The sequence below is a fragment of the Galbibacter kalidii genome (genome assembly GCF_026241135.1).
Lineage (GTDB): Bacteria > Bacteroidota > Bacteroidia > Flavobacteriales > Flavobacteriaceae > Galbibacter.
Genome location: NZ_JAPFGA010000001.1, coordinates 547,960 through 564,653, shown reverse-complemented (window position 1 = coordinate 564,653; position 16,694 = coordinate 547,960). Strand labels below are relative to the sequence as shown.

The 16,694-nt window shown below is 37.9% G+C and carries 19 protein-coding genes and 1 pseudogene; 8 read left to right on the top strand and 12 right to left on the bottom strand.

What is annotated here, in order from left to right:
• A pseudogene (locus tag OOZ15_RS20230) lies at positions 1-136 on the bottom strand (OmpA family protein); the annotation flags it as partial.
• Positions 137-338: 202 nt separating this feature from the next.
• Between OOZ15_RS20230 and OOZ15_RS02195 the strand changes: the two are divergent.
• Positions 339-671, top strand: a complete 333-nt coding sequence (locus tag OOZ15_RS02195) for a YegP family protein (RefSeq protein ID WP_265954072.1) — start codon at positions 339-341, stop codon at positions 669-671.
• Between the two features lie 214 nt (positions 672-885).
• Here OOZ15_RS02195 and OOZ15_RS02190 read toward each other — a convergent pair whose 3' ends face one another.
• From OOZ15_RS02190 to pabB, 11 genes are all read right to left on the bottom strand, one after another.
• Complete coding sequence (locus OOZ15_RS02190; protein WP_265954071.1) at positions 886-1,923, bottom strand: threonine aldolase family protein; 1,038 nt, start codon at positions 1,921-1,923, stop codon at positions 886-888.
• A gap of 332 nt (positions 1,924-2,255) precedes the next feature.
• Positions 2,256-3,104: an alpha/beta hydrolase gene (locus tag OOZ15_RS02185; protein WP_265954070.1), complete on the bottom strand. Its 849-nt coding sequence runs from the start codon at positions 3,102-3,104 to the stop codon at positions 2,256-2,258.
• A gap of 193 nt (positions 3,105-3,297) precedes the next feature.
• Positions 3,298-3,516, bottom strand: a complete 219-nt coding sequence (locus OOZ15_RS02180; RefSeq protein WP_265954069.1) for a helix-turn-helix domain-containing protein — start codon at positions 3,514-3,516, stop codon at positions 3,298-3,300.
• 3 nt (positions 3,517-3,519) lie between these two features.
• Complete coding sequence (locus OOZ15_RS02175; RefSeq protein ID WP_265954068.1) at positions 3,520-4,041, bottom strand: DUF2975 domain-containing protein; 522 nt, start codon at positions 4,039-4,041, stop codon at positions 3,520-3,522.
• A gap of 370 nt (positions 4,042-4,411) precedes the next feature.
• Positions 4,412-5,113, bottom strand: coding sequence for a DNA alkylation repair protein (locus OOZ15_RS02170; protein ID WP_265954067.1), 702 nt, complete (start codon positions 5,111-5,113; stop codon positions 4,412-4,414).
• A gap of 115 nt (positions 5,114-5,228) precedes the next feature.
• Entirely contained in the window at positions 5,229-5,744 is a 516-nt protein-coding gene (locus OOZ15_RS02165; protein WP_265954066.1) for a hypothetical protein, read from the bottom strand.
• A 23-nt stretch (positions 5,745-5,767) separates the two neighbouring features.
• Positions 5,768-6,145 carry a nuclear transport factor 2-like protein gene (locus OOZ15_RS02160; protein ID WP_265954065.1) on the bottom strand — a complete coding sequence of 126 codons (378 nt, stop codon included), beginning with the start codon at positions 6,143-6,145 and terminating at the stop codon, positions 5,768-5,770.
• A gap of 15 nt (positions 6,146-6,160) precedes the next feature.
• A complete protein-coding gene (locus tag OOZ15_RS02155; RefSeq protein ID WP_265954064.1) occupies positions 6,161-6,517 on the bottom strand; it encodes an iron chaperone in 357 nt (118 codons plus the stop codon).
• 64 nt (positions 6,518-6,581) lie between these two features.
• On the bottom strand, positions 6,582-7,076 hold the full coding sequence (locus OOZ15_RS02150; RefSeq protein ID WP_265954063.1) for a DinB family protein: 495 nt from the start codon (positions 7,074-7,076) through the stop codon (positions 6,582-6,584).
• An 80-nt stretch (positions 7,077-7,156) separates the two neighbouring features.
• A complete protein-coding gene (locus tag OOZ15_RS02145) occupies positions 7,157-8,119 on the bottom strand; it encodes a glycoside hydrolase family 43 protein (RefSeq protein WP_265954062.1) in 963 nt (320 codons plus the stop codon).
• A 9-nt stretch (positions 8,120-8,128) separates the two neighbouring features.
• Positions 8,129-9,430 carry an aminodeoxychorismate synthase component I gene (gene pabB, locus OOZ15_RS02140; protein ID WP_265954061.1) on the bottom strand — a complete coding sequence of 434 codons (1,302 nt, stop codon included), beginning with the start codon at positions 9,428-9,430 and terminating at the stop codon, positions 8,129-8,131.
• Positions 9,431-9,755: 325 nt separating this feature from the next.
• Between pabB and OOZ15_RS02135 the strand changes: the two genes are divergently transcribed.
• The 7 genes from OOZ15_RS02135 (at position 9,756) to proB (ending at position 16,603) form a co-directional block, all read left to right on the top strand.
• The gene (locus tag OOZ15_RS02135) at positions 9,756-10,385 is read left to right on the top strand and encodes a GNAT family N-acetyltransferase (RefSeq protein WP_265954060.1); all 630 of its coding nucleotides are present in this window, start codon (positions 9,756-9,758) and stop codon (positions 10,383-10,385) included.
• Positions 10,382-11,569 (top strand): argininosuccinate synthase, encoded by a 1,188-nt coding sequence (gene argG, locus OOZ15_RS02130; protein WP_265954059.1) that lies wholly within the window; start codon positions 10,382-10,384, stop codon positions 11,567-11,569. Before OOZ15_RS02135 ends, argG begins: the two co-directional genes overlap by 4 nt.
• Complete coding sequence (gene argC, locus OOZ15_RS02125; RefSeq protein ID WP_265954058.1) at positions 11,566-12,540, top strand: N-acetyl-gamma-glutamyl-phosphate reductase; 975 nt, start codon at positions 11,566-11,568, stop codon at positions 12,538-12,540. Before argG ends, argC begins: the two co-directional genes overlap by 4 nt.
• Positions 12,541-12,559: 19 nt before the next feature.
• On the top strand, positions 12,560-13,348 hold the full coding sequence (gene proC, locus OOZ15_RS02120) for a pyrroline-5-carboxylate reductase (protein ID WP_265954057.1): 789 nt from the start codon (positions 12,560-12,562) through the stop codon (positions 13,346-13,348).
• Between the two features lie 92 nt (positions 13,349-13,440).
• Positions 13,441-14,583: an aspartate aminotransferase family protein gene (locus OOZ15_RS02115; RefSeq protein ID WP_265954056.1), complete on the top strand. Its 1,143-nt coding sequence runs from the start codon at positions 13,441-13,443 to the stop codon at positions 14,581-14,583.
• The gene (locus OOZ15_RS02110; protein WP_265954055.1) at positions 14,583-15,779 is read left to right on the top strand and encodes a glutamate-5-semialdehyde dehydrogenase; all 1,197 of its coding nucleotides are present in this window, start codon (positions 14,583-14,585) and stop codon (positions 15,777-15,779) included. Before OOZ15_RS02115 ends, OOZ15_RS02110 begins: the two co-directional genes overlap by 1 nt.
• A gap of 41 nt (positions 15,780-15,820) precedes the next feature.
• Positions 15,821-16,603, top strand: coding sequence for a glutamate 5-kinase (gene proB, locus OOZ15_RS02105; protein WP_265954054.1), 783 nt, complete (start codon positions 15,821-15,823; stop codon positions 16,601-16,603).
• Positions 16,604-16,694: the final 91 nt, after the last annotated feature.

Genomic DNA, 16,694 nt, shown 5'->3' with positions numbered 1-16,694 from the left:
GTACGTCTTCATTGACATAGACATCGGGGGTTGTACAACGTACATAACATTTTCCCGGCTCTGGGTTTTCCGGAAGGTCTTGGCCATAAACACCACAGACCGATACCAAGAAAAATAATACCGTAATTCTTTTCATAATGTTTCTATTAAAATTTGTTAATAATTAAGATAAGGAGGTATCAGTCTCGGTGATAAATGGGGTAATTTTAACATAAAATTAAGTATTACTTTGTTAATTATCAAATTCTAGAGCATTAAATAATCGTAAAAAGTTTATACCTTTAGATACAAACTCAATTAATTCTGTTTATTAACGATTCAGAGAAACCATTTCCTCTATGTTCGAAATATTTACAAGTGATAAAAACGATAAATTTTATTTTCATCTAAAAGCTGAAAACGGTCAGATTATTTTAGCTAGTCAGGCATACGAAGCTAAAAGTAGTGCACAAAACGGGGTACAATCTGTTATTGACAACGCTCAAGATTCCAGTAGATATGAAAGAAAAACGGCTTCCAACGGGAAATTCTATTTCAATTTGAAATCAGGAAACGGACAAGTAGTGGGCAGTAGTCAGATGTACAGTTCTGAAGCTGGTATGCAAAACGGGATCAATTCAGTAAAAAACAATGCTGCCAAAGCTGTTATCAAGGATTTGACGGTTGATTGAAGACAGGAGTCAGGAGTATGTTTTTTGACAAACCAAAGCTCTTGGTTTAAACACCAAACCTTTTGTTCTTTCCTATGGTTTGGGATTTCAAAACCCTCCGTATTCAGTTCTGCTATTGCAAAACTGAATCCACCTCCCTTCAGATAAAGGGAGGGGCCAGATTATTTTCACAAATTGGGATTTGGTGCTTGATGATTGGAATTTGAAAATCAGGTTATGCCCTTTTCTTCACTTGAAGTGATCTTAAAATCTTCAGCACCTTTTTATGCATGGCATCATTGTAATCCAAATGGGTTACGATACGCAATTTTCCTTGCCCCATATTAATGATGTGTATACCCTCTTTGTGAAGCGCATTCATAAATTCAGCAATATCCACATCTTCATTCAAATAAAAAATCAAAATATTGGTTTCTACGGGGTCGATGTCTTTTATATACGCAACCTTCGCTAACACATCGGCGATTTCCTTTGCTTTTTTATGATCTTCTTTCAAGCGATCTATATGGTAATCCAAGGCATAGATACCTGCAGCCGCCAAATAACCGACCTGACGCATCCCGCCGCCCAAAACTTTGCGTACGCGCAAGGCTTTTTCAATAAACGCTTTACTGCCAATCAATACAGAACCTACCGGACAACCGAGTCCTTTACTTAAACAAACAGAAATCGTATCAAACACCCTTCCATATTGTTCCGGGGTTTCATTTTTGGCCACCAGGGCATTCCATAAACGTGCACCGTCCAAATGGAAACCTAAGGAATTTTCATCGCATACCTTGCGTATCTTCACAATATCGTTAAAATCCCAACAAGTCCCTCCTCCTCTATTGGTTGTGTTTTCAATACATACTAAAGAAGTCAGCGGACTGTGGTAAAAATCAGGTGGATTGATCGCCCTCATCACCTCATCGGCTGTAAATCTCCCATTATTCCCGTCCAAAAGCTTACACGAAACTCCACTGTTAAAACTCACACCTCCGCCTTCATAATTAAAAAAATGAGCATCTTTATCAGCTATTAGTTGTTCGCCAGGCTGGGTATGCACTTTAATCGCCGTCTGATTGGCCATAGTACCACTGGGGAAGAACAAAGCTGCTTCCTTGCCAAACATTTTGGCTACTTTTTCTTCCAATGCGTTTACGCTCGGGTCGGTTTTAAAAACATCATCACCTACCTCAGCATTCATCATCACTTTCAACATTTCTTTAGTAGGCTTGGTCGTTGTATCGCTTACAAGGTTTATTTGCATGGGTTGTTTCGGTTTAAAACACAAAGTTACAGAACTCATTTAAACTTTCTCCAATTGGCTGCAAAATGAGTTTAAAACCCCGATGTATAAAAGTTTGGGGGTGGAAGTCGGAAGTCAATAGCTCCCCTCTTCAGACGAACCTGCCTGCAGGCAAAGGCAGGGAGGGGAATGAATCCGCCAAGGGCGGAGAAAGGGGTGTTTGAATACACAAACTTATTGTTTAGACACCAAACGTCTGTTTTTTCACCAATGGTTTGGGGTTTCAGAACCCTCCAGATTATTTTCACAAATTGGGATTTGGGGCTTGGGATTTGATTTTTAAAAAAGACTGCCTACTGCTCACTAACCTTTGACTCAGAAAGTTGATCATCCATCCAATTGGTCACGGTTTCAAATACATCTTTTTTATCAAGATCGTTGTGTAATTCGTGATACCCGCCTTTGTAGAGTTTCACATCGATCAAATCTGATTGTTTTCCGAAAGCTTTGCTTGCCCAATGACTGGTGATATAATCGCCAGTTCCGTGGAGCAACAACAACGGATGTTTAAGTTCCTTAGGGTTGCTTATCACCCATTCCCCCCATTTTATAAAAGGAAAAACATAATTCGGACTTATCCTGTTGTGTACTAAGGGGTCTTCTTTGTATTTAATGATTTCTTTTTCGTTCCTGGAAATGTATTTTGGTTCCACACCACTTGGCAAGGTGATAAAAGGTAAGGTTCGATAAAAGAATTTTCCCAATGTCATTTTCCATTTTGGCGGATCGAAGGCCATACGCAATAGCGGACTCGTAGCAATAATACCTTTAATATTGGGATCATAACGCATGGCATAGTTCAACACTACATTACCTCCCATACTGTGTCCGTACAAAAATGTAGGCAGGTCGCCATATACTTCCTCTTTTTCCTCAAAAACCATCTCAACGGTTTTCAAAACCGCATTATAGCTTGGACAATGTCCACGTTTTCCTTCTGTATGACCGTGGCCGAAATGATCAAAACTGATCACGGCATAACCTGCGTAGACCAGCTCGGGAATCAACGAACCGGTATAACGTCCACTGTGTTCCCCCATTCCATGGACGAGAACCACGACCGCCTTGGGGTTTTCCTCACGCCAATGTTGGCCAAACAGCTTTGTATTGCGATAAAAAAAGTCGAAACCTTGGTGTTCCATATCACTGATTTGGGATCGTTTATAATAGACTCATTTAAAATGAGTTCAATAGTTAAAAATCGGAATTTGTAATGAAAAATGCTATTTCTTGGCCGTTATTTTTTGTAAATGGAATTTTTCTGCTTGTCAACTGCTCTATGGTTTTGGTGATTGGAGAGACATGGAATTCATTCTGTACGTTGCACCTCCCTGACTAGTGTTGACTGGTTTCATTCTTAAATTCCAACAGGTCTCCGGGTTGACAATCCAATGCTTTGCAAATAGCTTCCAATGTGCTAAAACGAACAGCTTTTGCTTTTCCCGTTTTAAGTATGGATAAGTTGGACAGTGTAATATCGACTTTTTCGGAGAGTTCATTTAATGACATCTTTCTTTTGGCCATCATCACATCTAAATTCACAATTATAGCCATATCTCAAACCGTTAATTCATTTTCTGATTGAATTTCCAATCCTCTATTGAAAATCTGGGCAATAACATATACGATTCCCGCCAAGAACAAAAATTCGGCACCATTACCATCGTATGAAAAATGAAGGCCTTTCTTCATCAACCCTTTAGCATAGCCATTTGAAATTATGCCCAATATCCCTATTTCAAAGGCCACATAACTGATTTTTGTAATCAAATTGGCTACATTTTGGTTAAACGGTTTCGCTAAATTGATCTTTGAAAACATTTTGATCACCCAGTAAAACAAATAGGATTTCAACCCTGACAGTACTATAACCAATGATGCCATAGCGATATAATACCATTTTCCATAATCGTAAATTTCAGACAAGTCTGTTCCCGAATACAAATTGCTAGCTACTTCCGGATGAACAAATAGACTTATAAAAAAAGAAATAATCATAGCTCCTGTTTTTATGCACAACGCTATAAAAACAATCCATGTTACCACTTTAAGGAGTTTTAAAATTTGTTTGGCTTTCATTTTGATTCAAATTTAATTATATAGTAAATATCAATAATTATTTATTGAAAAACAATAAATTTTAAAAAGAATATAAATCAATGTGGAAAATTGGAAAAAAATGGGCTGTACGTGTGTTGGAAGTTATAAAATTAGAGCTACGACTGAGGAAAGTGTGCTGTCGCAACAACTTTCACCAAACGACTCTCTTTTCTCAATATCCTAAAAAACGAGGGGCACAAGTGCCACGCTCACACTATCTGAGGCAAGTTTTATTCTTTAAATTCTGCGTAAAAATCAGTTGGAATAAATTTTTCTTCGGAATTGCCCATTTTTTATTAGATGCACAATTTACAATATAGCTGTCCGGTTTGACCACAGCTCTGTAAAGTCAGTTATGAGAGCTTCTCTTATTCAAGATTTTTAGCGCTTCCCTTTTACTTAAATTTGCTAGTGGTAACTCATTTACATATTCTTGTACCCATTGTGGATTCGTTTTACCGTACTCCCTCAATATCCAACCAATGGCTTTGTTTATGAAAAATTCTTTTGATCCCAACAAAGATTCAATGGTAAACTTTAGTATTTCCGTGTCTAACTTCTCTTTGTATTTTAATTGAAATAGCAACGCAGATCTTTGTAACCAAATGTTTTCCGATTCAATCCATTTACGGACATATGTAGTTCTTTGTTCAGGAAATTTCTTGAAATAATATCCGATTAAATTGACTGCAATAAAATCTACCGTATCCCACCACGATTTATGGAGTACCAAAAACTCAAATAGCTCAATATCTTTATTTTCAAGTTCTTTTAAATATTTAAATGCAAATTCTTGTGCAAAGTACTGATATTCCCGCTGTGGTTTATCCCATAGCAACTTTATAATCTTAGCTGAATTTTCTTTTGGTGGCAAATATTCGTTTGCAAAAAAAGGTTTTTGGATTTTTCTTCTTTCTGGTGCCTTTATTCCATAAAACTCAAACTGATTTTTCATATAGCTCTTTTGTTCAGAAGCTATATTGGGATTGGCGTTGTTTTTAAATTCAATTTCTAAATACGCTACAAATGCTTTTATTTCTTGGCTTGCCATAACTTGTTTATAAACTCAAGGAAGTATATTTATAAAAATAGAAAAAATTGACATCAAAAAACCAGTATTCCATTTGTCGGTAAAAATTCAATATTTTTTTTAATGTTTGTTTTATTCATAAGCCAGATTCCATAAGTTTATTTCCGTTTAAAATCAAACACTTATGATTTTCAATTGACGGTCTGTTTGGGGCATCTTCATTGGCATATTCATATTCAATCAAGTGAATCTCATTATTCATTATTTCAATCGGTTTGAATATTTTTTGGGGATCGTAACCTGCCACGACTTCCATTTTATCACCTCTATTCAGATAAACAGCCATTTGGGTTCCCATAATCATATTTCCTCCTCCCACCGGGGTCAAAACGAAAAAAACCAAAGCATCCTCATGTCCGTCGTCATTCAAATCCCCGATTAGAAGTTTACTGTTGTCAATTACATATCCATTGGATTTCTCAATTTCGGGAGCATAGCTATCAAATAGTTTTTGGGTTTCTTTTTTTACGTCAATGGTTTGCGTTGATGTCCTTTGCGATATTTTTTCTGACTTTTCTTTTTTAGAGTTTTCATTACAAGCCGTAGCTATAAGTATTGATGAAATGAGTAGTAAAGTTTTTCTCATGGTCATTGGTAATTGCTTTTTCCGCAGTCTTAAATTCTGATCACATATGAAATAATGGTTTTGACTTTTGCCCCTTTCGCTCCGCTAAACTCATAAAAATCTGAAAACGCATATTTTTCCCCGTTCGCCATTTTCATAATTCCGCTTACAGCCCCTTCTCTTCCATGGGTTAAAACCCGTTCGAGTATCAATTCGGATGCTTTTTCAGCTTTCATCTTTTCCAATTCATCCGTAAACTTTTCTTTCCCTTCAATTATTTTATCACCAATAATTTCCCAAACAATTTTGTCTGTTACACTCTCGATTATAAAATCCGAATTTCCTTTTGCAAAGGCAATATTTATCTCTTTTAAAAATTCCCTTTTTGGTGCATTTCCACAATCAGGTGTTACTGTGATTTTTATCATTTGAAGGATTTTTAATTAAACTTCGTTCAGTTTAGCTTGTTCCATAATCAACCGTTTTATTTCTACTGCCGGTACATTCTGTTCAAATCTAATCTGAATTGTTTTCTTTCCGGTTTTATATCCTTTTTCTTCGAGTATTCTTCGATCCTCATCTTTTAATGAGTCAATACCAAAACTTACATGCTTCTTGGCTACATCAAATCCGGCTAGGATTCCATTGTATTTATAAATAGGAACATTCCAACTTATTCCTCCTTCCGCATTTGGTATAGTGGATTCTATTATTTTTTTGAGCTCTTGCATAATTTTTCGGGATTCTTCCGGAGCTGCATTTATATATTCATCAACTGTTTTTGGTTTTAAATCTTTCATATTTTTCCTCTGCTTTTAGGGTGGATGCCATTACTTTGTGTAATTATCCTAGTTTTTTATGATTCTAGATATTACCTCTTTCTTTTTCTCGAGCCCATTCAATATAATCTGTTTGTGATATTTTTGAAACTCCCAATTGTCGCATCATCATTACCACCTGTCCGCGGTGATAACTTCCGTGATTAAAAACTGTCTGAACTATTTCTCGTGATGGAATTGAAAAATTTTCTCCTTTATGTTCAAATTGAATTTCTTTTTTCAAATCAACTTTTTCTACAAATTTTTTGAATCGCTCAGAAGTCGCTTGCCATTCTTTAAATAGTTCTTTATTGGTTCCGGTAAAGTTTGTAACGCTTGATGTTTTCCATCCCTCTCCTTGTAGACGAAAGAGCCAACCTGTTTCTGCAAACCAAATATGTGAAACCGTGGCACGAATTGTTGGAAAACTTCCAACTAATTCCTTGTTTAAAAGTTCGTCATCTTGCTCCAATAAATTATTTATTAATCTGTTATTTGCCCAAATATTATAGTTGGCATAGTCGATATATCTTTGGTTCATTTCTTTAATTTTCTGTTATTTTAGTTATATTTTTTAGTTCTGTTAAATTTTCTTTATCATCAGTTTTAATGATAAGTTCATTACTCTCCCAAATCATGCGCCTCTACCCCTTCGTTGGTGATTTTTACCGGGAGGATATGTCCGTTTTCGTCAAATTCCATGATATCGATACAGGTTTCACGGGAATTTCCGTCGGTTTCTGTTAATGGTCTTCTGTGATACACAATATAATACGTGTCTTCATTCGGGACTTTTATTACGGAATGGTGTCCGGCACCTGTGGCAATCTCCGGATCTTGCTGTAATATTTTGTCGATCCTTTTAAATGGTCCCATAGGCGAATCTGCAATGGCATAGGCCACACTGTAATCGGGGCCTGTCCAGCCGCCTTCAGACCACATAAAGTAATATTTTCCGTCCCTGATGAACATAAACGGTCCTTCTACATAGCCTTTCGGGGTGATTTCCTTAAAAATCGTACCGTCTTCATAGGGCACAAAACCGGTAAAATCATCGTTCAATTTGGCAATGTTGCAGTGTTTCCATCCACCGTAGATCAAATAATACTGTCCGTCCTGGTCGTGAAACACAAATTGGTCGATGGGTTGCGCTCTGTTGTGAAATTTATCAATCAGCGGTTTCCCAAGCAAATCTTTGTAAGGACCTCCGGGAGTGTCGGATACAGCTACACCAATACCACCCAATTCCTCATCACTCTGGATATCGTTTGCTCCAAAGAAAAGGTAATATTTATCGTCCTTTTCAATAATCGACGGCGCCCACATCGCACGCTTTGCCCATTTTACTTCGGCTGTATCAATAATTCGTTCGTGTTTAGTCCAGTTAACCAGATCTGGTGATGAAAAAGCATCCAGGAACACTTGTTCGTCATAGGGAGCGGAATAGGTAGGGAATATCCAATACTGATCGTCAAAAACAATGCCTTCGGGATCGGCATACCAACCCGAAAATACGGGATTGTTGTTTTGCTTTTTTACGCCACAGCTTGCTACCAAAAGCAACAAGAATAATAATTTCTTCATTTTAGGTTATTATTTTTCAAGTACCTCCCGCATAGCCTTCGCTTTCACAAGGCATTCTTCGTACTCATTTTCAGGTACTGATTTAGCGGTAATAGCACTTCCGACGGAGAAAGATACATATCTTTTATTATAATTGTATAAAATACTTCTAATAATCACATTGAAGTCAAAATTGCCTTCAGGATCAAAATATCCCACCGCCCCGCTGTAGAGTCCGCGTTTGGTTTCTTCTAGTTTTTCAATGATTTTCATGGCCGATATTTTTGGCGCCCCCGTCATGCTCCCCATAGGAAAAGCCGCTTTAATAATATCTACCGGGTTGGCCTCCGGCACTACTTCTGCCCTTACGGTCGAGATCATTTGATGCACTTGTAGAAAGGTGTAAATTTTGCACAACTCCTCTACCTCTACACTGCCTTTTAGGGCGATTCTGGAAAGGTCGTTCCGTACCAAATCGACAATCATTACATTTTCTGACCTTTCCTTGGGATCGTTTTCCAATTGTGTGATCAGTTTTTTATCTTCTGCTTCGGTAGCTGCCCTTTTGGCTGTTCCCTTGATGGGTTGGGAGATGATCTCGTTTCCTTCTTTCCTTAAAAAGCGTTCCGGCGAAGCCGAAAGCAAATACTTATCATCGTGTTTCAAGAAAGTGGCAAATGGAGGTTTGGAAATAGAATTGAGGTTTTTGAAGGTTCTTATCGTATCGAGCTCCACGTTTTCTGCATAAAACTCCTGACAAAAATTGGCTTCGTAGATATCGCCGCGATGAATATGGTTCAACATGGTATTCACCTTTTCAAAATAGGCGTCTTTATGGATGCGAAGTTTTATTTTTATGTCGTTTTCAGTATTATCATCAGTCTCGACTTCCACATTTGTGTTTGATATTTCCTCAAAATCACTGTCAATTTCATCATCGACCATTCCTATATAATGAAATTCGATTTGGTCCTTCTTTAAAAGAATTATTTTTTTTGGCTGAAAGAAATACAGATCCGGAAACTGCAAGCCGTCAAAATTTTTGGAAGTCAGGTTTTCAACATCATTTTTTAGATCGTAAGTAAGATAACCGAAGATCCAGTCTTTTATCGTAGATTGATATTCTTTGAGGTCGTCGAAAGCACTGTAGTAATCTGTTTTAAGGGAAGTAAACGCATCCAGCGCCAAAACAGCATCATAACTACTGTGAGTCTGCTCATAATCATTGCTATCTAACCAAACAATCTCATCAAAAGCGGTAGACCAAAACAAAAGCTTATTTTTAAATAATTCATCAGCATCTGTGTTAAATTGCTTAATTGTTCGATTCATTAAGTTGAAAGCCTTTTAATTGTTGTTACAAATTTAACAAAGAATAGTGCTTTTAATCTAATATTTATTTATAATATTGCACTGTAATATTAACACAACGAACAAATCATTGCGAAATGCAAAAAGAACTGAAAAATATAATCACTACAATTAAAGCATTGTTTGCTACGGCAAGCCCTGCTTATGTTGTGATTCCTGTTCGCAACGTTCGCTTCCCACGCCGTCGTCGCCCGTAAGGGTGCGATAAACTTTATGGAGTTAGGTGTGTCCAACTCCCCTCTCAAAAACAAATTTCAAAATCATTAATTTTTAATTAGGTAATTGAATGCAAATAATTATTGCAAACGATCAGCATATTCAATATGCTCAGGAAATATGTCATACCATTGATGAATCTGCCAAGCAGCGTGGAACAGGTATTGCCAAAAGAACCCCTGAGTATATCACAACCAAGATCCAAAACGGCAACGCCGTAATTGCTTTGGAAGGGGATAAATTTGCCGGATTCTGCTACATCGAAACATGGGGACATGGAAAATATGTGGCCAATTCGGGATTGATCGTACACCCCGATTTCAGAGGTCAAGGATTGGGGAGAAAGATCAAAAAGAAAGTTTTTCAGCACAGCAGAGAAAAATTCCCCGATGCAAAAATCTTCGGAATCACAACTGGATTGCCCGTAATGAAAATCAATTATGATTTGGGCTACGAACCGGTTACCTTTTCAGAATTGACAGACGACCCCAGCTTTTGGAATGGTTGTAAGACTTGTAAAAATTTTGATATCCTGACTAGAAACGAAGGTAAAATGTGCCTTTGTACAGGAATGCTTTATGATCCGGCAGTAAAAAAACATAAACACAAACATAAATACGACTCAAAAGTATTCACCAGACTTAAAAACATTAAACAAAGCCTTTTCTTGAAAAAGGAGAAAAAAAAGCAAGATAAATGAAGAAATTAGTTTTAGCATATAGCGGCGGATTGGACACTTCTTATTGCGCCAAATTTTTATCGGAAAGCGGATATGAAGTACACGCCGTAAGTGTTAACACCGGAGGTTTTTCCAAAGAGGAAATTAAACATATTGAAGAAAAAGCAATCGCTTTGGGTGCGACCAGCTATACATCGATCGATGCCGTACAAACCTTTTACGACAAGGTTGTAAAATACCTTATCTACGGAAATGTTTTGAAAAACAACACCTATCCCCTATCGGTTAGTGCCGAAAGAATTGTACAGGCCATTGAAATTGTAAATTACGCCAAAGAAAACAAAGCAAAATATATAGCCCACGGAAGTACGGGCGCAGGAAACGACCAAGTGCGTTTCGATATGATTTTTCAGATTTTAGCGCCGGAAATAGAAATCATTACACCCATAAGGGACAATAAACTTTCCAGACAGGAAGAAATAGATTATCTTCAGGGGAAGGGCATCAATATGTCTTGGGAAAAAGCCAAATATTCCATCAACAAAGGACTTTGGGGCACCAGTGTAGGTGGTGACGAAACCTTAACATCTCATCAGCCGTTGCCTAATGAAGCCTACCCCAGTCAATTGGAAAATATGGGGTCTCAAAAAGTAAAACTGACATTTACTAAAGGGGAATTGACCGCCATCGACGGAAAAAAAGGCAAAACCGTCAAGCTTATTGAAAAATTGGAAGAAATCGCTTCTTCTTTTGCTATCGGAAGGGATATTCATGTAGGTGATACCATTATCGGAATAAAAGGCCGGGTAGGTTTTGAAGCTGCTGCTCCCATGGTGATCATCAAGGCACACCATACTTTGGAAAAACACGTATTGACCAAGTGGCAACAACAACACAAAGATTACCTTTCCAACTGGTATGGAATGTTGCTTCACGAAGGAAATTACCTCGATGAGGTGATGCGAAATATTGAAGTTTTTATGACCGACTCCCAAAAGAATGTCAGCGGGGATGTTTGGGTAAGTTTATATCCATATCGATTTGCCGTGGACGGTATCCAATCGGAACACGATTTGATGAGTGCAAAGTTTGGAAGTTATGGAGAAATGAACAAAGGATGGACCGCTGAAGAAGCCAAAGGTTTCATCAAAATCAACGCCAATGCAGCGAAAATACATCAATCTGTAAACAAGGTTAAGTCATGATCAAAGTAGGGATTATAGGAGGATCTGGATATACCGGCGGGGAACTCATCAGAATATTGGTGAATCATCCAAAGGCTGAGATCGATTTTGTGTATAGTACTACAAAAAGCGGAAAGTCCGTTACGGAAGCGCATGAAGACCTTCTGGGCACTACCGACTTGAAATTTACAGACAACATCAATCCTGAAGTTGACGTACTCTTTTTGTGTTTGGGACATGGGAATTCAACATCGTTTCTCGACAAACATCAATTTGCCGATCACACCAAGATCATCGACCTGAGCAACGATTTCCGATTACAAAAAGATGCTACGCACAACGGGAGAACATTTGTTTACGGTCTGCCCGAACTGCAAAAAGAAGCCATTGCCAATGCAAAAAACATTGCCAATCCGGGATGTTTTGCCACAGGAATTCAATTGGCATTACTTCCATTGGCCAAAGAAAAATTATTGAGCGACGATATACACATCAACGCCATTACGGGAAGTACCGGTGCAGGGGTTTCCCCTTCAGCAACATCACATTTCAGCTGGAGAAACAACAACATATCCTGGTACAAGCCCTTTACGCACCAACATTTGGGAGAGATCAATCAGAGTATTGAACAACTCCAGAACAGTCAACCAAACATTTTCATGCTGCCGCAACGCGGAAATTTCACCAAAGGGATTTTTGTAACATCTTACATGAAATTTGAAAATAGTCTGGAAGAAACTTGGAATTTATACAAAGATTATTATGTTACTGACCCGTTCACTCATATATCGAATAAGGAAGTTCACCTAAAACAGGTTATCAATACCAACCATTGTTTTATTCATCTTCACAAGCACGAAGACGTGCTGCTTATCACCAGTGTCATAGATAATTTAATAAAAGGCGCCTCAGGACAGGCAGTACAAAACATGAACCTACTTTTCGGTTTTGAGGAAAGTGACGGATTAAAATTAAAAGGAAGTTATTTCTAAAAAACTAAAAACAAAAGAAATGAAAGTTACAGTTATTGGATCAGGAAATTTAGGAAAATCGATCATCACAGGTCTCGCATCCAGCGATTTGTTTGGTCCAAAGAACATCTTAGTAGCAGACAAATCAGAAGAAAATCTTGAAATTATTAAAAAACAGGCCGGTGTTTCCATTACATCAGACAACATCAAGGCCGTAAAAGAATCTAAGTGGGTCATCCTTTGTATTCAGCCAAGGATTTTGAAACTGGTATTGAACGAAATCAAAGACCATTTAAAAGATGACCAAATATTGATCTCAACGGTTACAGGTGTTTCCATAGATGAGATCAACGAAATAGTTCCAGCTAACAAAGTGATAAGAGCCATGCCAAATACCGCTGCAGTAAAACAGCAGTCAATGTCTTTTGTTTGTGCAAACGACCTCGATCATGAAGATGTAAAATATGTAGAAAAAATGTTTGGAACCATTGGAAAAACCATGGTTATAGAAGAACGCATGATGCAGGCAGCTACCGTACTTGGTGCCAGTAGTACTGCTTTTTTCCTTCGTTTTTTACGCGCCTTAACCCAAGGAGGTGTACAAATGGGCTTTCACCCACACGAAGCACAACAAATTTCAGCTCAAGTGGCCATTGGAGCTGCTTCACTTATTGAAGACGGCACCCATACTGAGGTTGAGGTGGATAATGTAACCACCCCTATGGGATGTACTATTGAAGGATTGAACGCCATGGAGCACAACGGACTCAGCTCTGCTGTGATCAAAGGTATCATGGCTGCCTATGGAAGAATTAGTAACATAAACTAAAAATATTAGAGATAGTGAACATGCATAGTAAAAAAGTTATAAATCTATTCGCTATCTGTTTATAAGTTATAAAACTATTAAAGTAACAATAAATGAACCTGTTTGATGTTTACCCTTTATATAACGTTACTCCTGTAAAAGGAAAAGACGTTTATGTTTACGATAATAGCGGACAAGAATATTTAGACCTCTACGGAGGGCACGCCGTTATTTCTATTGGTCATGCACATCCTACTTATGTAGAGCGCATCACTGAACAGGTAAACAAACTTGGCTTCTACTCCAATGCCGTTCAAAATCCACTTCAGGTGGAATTGGCAGAAAAGTTAGGAAGGCTTTCTAATTGTGAGAAGTACAATCTATTTCTTTGCAATTCCGGAGCAGAAGCAAACGAAAATGCATTAAAACTGGCATCATTCAAGACCGGAAAGTCACGAGTGATCGCTTTTAAAAATGCTTTTCACGGAAGAACATCAGCAGCAGTAGCAGCAACAGACAATAGGGCGATCAACGCACCTATTAATAACCAGCACAGCGTCACCACATTCCTTCCTTTTAACCAACTTCACTCTTTAGATTATGAATTAGCAGCCGGTGACGTTTGTGCGGTTATAATTGAACCTATACAAGGTGTTGGTGGCTTAGACGAACCCACAACAGAATTTTTACAAGGTGTAGAGAAATTGTGCAAAAAGCACAATGCTGTTCTGATTCTTGACGAAATTCAATCCGGTTACGGAAGAAGTGGGAAATTTTTTGCTTTTCAACATCATGACATAGAACCTGACATAATTACAGTTGCTAAAGGAATGGCAAATGGATTTCCAATAGGAGGTGTATTGATCCATCCAAAATTTGAAGCTAAACACGGAATGCTGGGCACCACCTTCGGGGGCAATCATATGGCATGCGCTGCTGCGATTGCTGTACTAGAGGTACTGGAAAATGAAAAACTAATCGAGAACGTAAACGAAATTTCTTCTTATTTTAAACAAAAAGTAAAGAAAATCAAGAGTTTACAAAGACTTAAAGGTAAAGGTCTTATGCTTGGTATGGAGTTTGCGCAAAACGTGTCAGGAATAAGAAAAGATCTTATTTACGAGAAAAAAATATTTACGGGTGGCTCGTCTAATAAGAACTTATTAAGAATATTACCGCCCTTAACGATTACAAAAGATCATGTCGACACTTTTATTGAGTCGTTGTCAGATGTTTTGAAAAATCACAATTTGTAATGAATAAATTACTAACAATCTCAGAGAGAAATAATGTATTGTTGACCATGGCAGACCTGATTCTTCAGGAAAAGGATGCTATAATAATGGAGAATAAAAAAGACCTTGACGGCTACAATGGTGACGACCTTGCCATGGAAGACCGCCTTAAGGTTGATGATGCCAAAATTGAAGGGATGATCGCATCGCTTAAAGAATTGGCATCGCAGGAAGATCCGTTGGGTAAAGAGCGTTTTCGCTTTCAACACAACAACGGAATGGAGGTTTACAACAAAACAGCTCCTTTCGGGACCATCATGATTATTTATGAATCCAGGCCCGATGTAACTGTCGAAGCAGCAGGAATTGCTTTCAAATCAGGAAATAAAATATTATTGAAAGGTGGGAAAGAATCATTAAACTCCAACCTTTTGATCGTTGACCTGTGGCATCGTGCCATGAAAAAACACGGTGTTTCTACCGAATGGGTTGAATACTTAAAATACAACCGTCAGGAAACACAGGCTTTTCTTGAAAATCCGACTCAAAAAATAGACCTTATCGTCCCTCGCGGTGGAGAACGTCTTATTCAATTCGTTAAAGAAAACGCGAATTGTCCGGTTATTGTAAGTGGAAGAGGAAATAACTTTGTTTATGTCCACAAAGATGCCGACCTTGACCTGGCGCTCAAAGTGATCGTCAATGCCAAGACAGCAAAAATATCGGCTTGTAATGCATTGGATAAAGTATTAATAGATACTAATGTCCCTAATTACAAAGATTTCGTTAAAAAACTGCAGGACGGACTTGCAGAATACAACGTAGATATTCATGTAGACAGTGGATTGGGGGATCTTGATAATGTAACCGTTATCAAAGACGACAATATCTGGTATGAAGAGTTTTTAGATTATAAGATAGTGATCGGTGTTGTTGATTCTATTGATGGAGCCATCAACAAGATCAACACCTATTCGGGAGGTCACTCCAGTTCTATCATCACGACAGACAAAGAGATGGCAGATCTGTTTATGACCATCGTAGATACCGCTGCAGTATATCACAATGCCTCTACCCGATTTACGGATGGTGGACAATTAGGACTTGGTGGTGAATTGGCCATCAGTACAGATAAATTACACCAACGAGGCCCTATTGGACTTGAACATTTGGTTACCAACAAATGGTATATCCACGGTTCAGGACAGATACGGTAATTTTTTAAGAACACAACTATTTTAAACATAAAAACAAAAAAATGAGTAAGCCAAAAAAGAAGAAAAAAAGAATCCTATTAAAAATAGGTTCGAATACGCTTACAAAAGAATCCGATCAGATATCCCGGGGTAAAATCGAAGATATCGGTCGGCAAATCGCAGAACTTCAAGACAATTATGAATTTGTGATCGTAAGTTCTGGTGCCAAAGTAGTAGCAAAACAATTTGTTAACCTCGAAAGCACCTATAGCGAGGACATCAATGTAAAGCAGGCTTTAACCTCTATAGGCCAACCTCATTTGATCAGAATTTTTCAAGAGAGCTTTAGGGAATTAGGCTTATTAGCCTCACAATGCCTACTCTCTTATTCAGATTTTGAAAAAGATGTCTCCAAAAGAAATATCGTGAACACCATCAACATCTTGGTAGACAACGGTTATATTCCCATTATCAATGAGAACGATACCGTAGCTACCGATGAGATCCAATTTGGTGATAATGATAAACTCGCGGCTTTGACCGCTGCGCTTTTGGATGTGGATTTATTGATTATTGCCACCAATACCAATGGAATCTATACCAAGCAATCGTTTAAAGAAGGAGATCCGGAGACCATTGAGGAGGTTGATAATTTTTCTGACCTGAAAAAGGAAGTGGTAGATGAAGACAAGTCTACACACGGAACAGGTGGAATGAGCTCAAAGGTTGTGGCGTTGGAAATCGCAAATAAGGCCAATATTGAAACATGGATCGTTAACGGATTGGAAGATAATTTCATCCTTAATTCCATCAACAAAGACACGGCTTTTACAAAAATTGAATGATAAAATTTTAAATATTAGTCTATAAAACACGCCCGAAAAGTAAATAAAAAACCTTCTTTCAATAAGAAAGCTTTGCTTTTCGGGCATTTTT

Excerpts from the sequence above, each read along its gene's own strand:
- OOZ15_RS02135 (WP_265954060.1), top strand. The coding sequence starts at position 9,756 with ATGCAAATAATTATTGCAAACGATCAGCATATTCAATATGCTCAGGAA.
- OOZ15_RS02150 (WP_265954063.1), bottom strand. The coding sequence starts at position 7,076 with ATGAACCAAAGATATATCGACTATGCCAACTATAATATTTGGGCAAAT.
- OOZ15_RS02175 (WP_265954068.1), bottom strand. The coding sequence starts at position 4,041 with ATGAAAGCCAAACAAATTTTAAAACTCCTTAAAGTGGTAACATGGATT.
- proB (WP_265954054.1), top strand. The coding sequence starts at position 15,821 with ATGAGTAAGCCAAAAAAGAAGAAAAAAAGAATCCTATTAAAAATAGGT.
- OOZ15_RS02165 (WP_265954066.1), bottom strand. The coding sequence starts at position 5,744 with ATGACCATGAGAAAAACTTTACTACTCATTTCATCAATACTTATAGCT.
- OOZ15_RS02115 (WP_265954056.1), top strand. The coding sequence starts at position 13,441 with ATGAACCTGTTTGATGTTTACCCTTTATATAACGTTACTCCTGTAAAA.
- proC (WP_265954057.1), top strand. The coding sequence starts at position 12,560 with ATGAAAGTTACAGTTATTGGATCAGGAAATTTAGGAAAATCGATCATC.
- argG (WP_265954059.1), top strand. The coding sequence starts at position 10,382 with ATGAAGAAATTAGTTTTAGCATATAGCGGCGGATTGGACACTTCTTAT.
- OOZ15_RS02195 (WP_265954072.1), top strand. The coding sequence starts at position 339 with ATGTTCGAAATATTTACAAGTGATAAAAACGATAAATTTTATTTTCAT.
- OOZ15_RS02190 (WP_265954071.1), bottom strand. The coding sequence starts at position 1,923 with ATGCAAATAAACCTTGTAAGCGATACAACGACCAAGCCTACTAAAGAA.
- OOZ15_RS02185 (WP_265954070.1), bottom strand. The coding sequence starts at position 3,104 with ATGGAACACCAAGGTTTCGACTTTTTTTATCGCAATACAAAGCTGTTT.
- OOZ15_RS02145 (WP_265954062.1), bottom strand. The coding sequence starts at position 8,119 with ATGAAGAAATTATTATTCTTGTTGCTTTTGGTAGCAAGCTGTGGCGTA.
- OOZ15_RS02110 (WP_265954055.1), top strand. The coding sequence starts at position 14,583 with ATGAATAAATTACTAACAATCTCAGAGAGAAATAATGTATTGTTGACC.
- pabB (WP_265954061.1), bottom strand. The coding sequence starts at position 9,430 with ATGAATCGAACAATTAAGCAATTTAACACAGATGCTGATGAATTATTT.
- argC (WP_265954058.1), top strand. The coding sequence starts at position 11,566 with ATGATCAAAGTAGGGATTATAGGAGGATCTGGATATACCGGCGGGGAA.
- OOZ15_RS02155 (WP_265954064.1), bottom strand. The coding sequence starts at position 6,517 with ATGAAAGATTTAAAACCAAAAACAGTTGATGAATATATAAATGCAGCT.
- OOZ15_RS02160 (WP_265954065.1), bottom strand. The coding sequence starts at position 6,145 with ATGATAAAAATCACAGTAACACCTGATTGTGGAAATGCACCAAAAAGG.
- OOZ15_RS02180 (WP_265954069.1), bottom strand. The coding sequence starts at position 3,516 with ATGGCTATAATTGTGAATTTAGATGTGATGATGGCCAAAAGAAAGATG.
- OOZ15_RS02170 (WP_265954067.1), bottom strand. The coding sequence starts at position 5,113 with ATGGCAAGCCAAGAAATAAAAGCATTTGTAGCGTATTTAGAAATTGAA.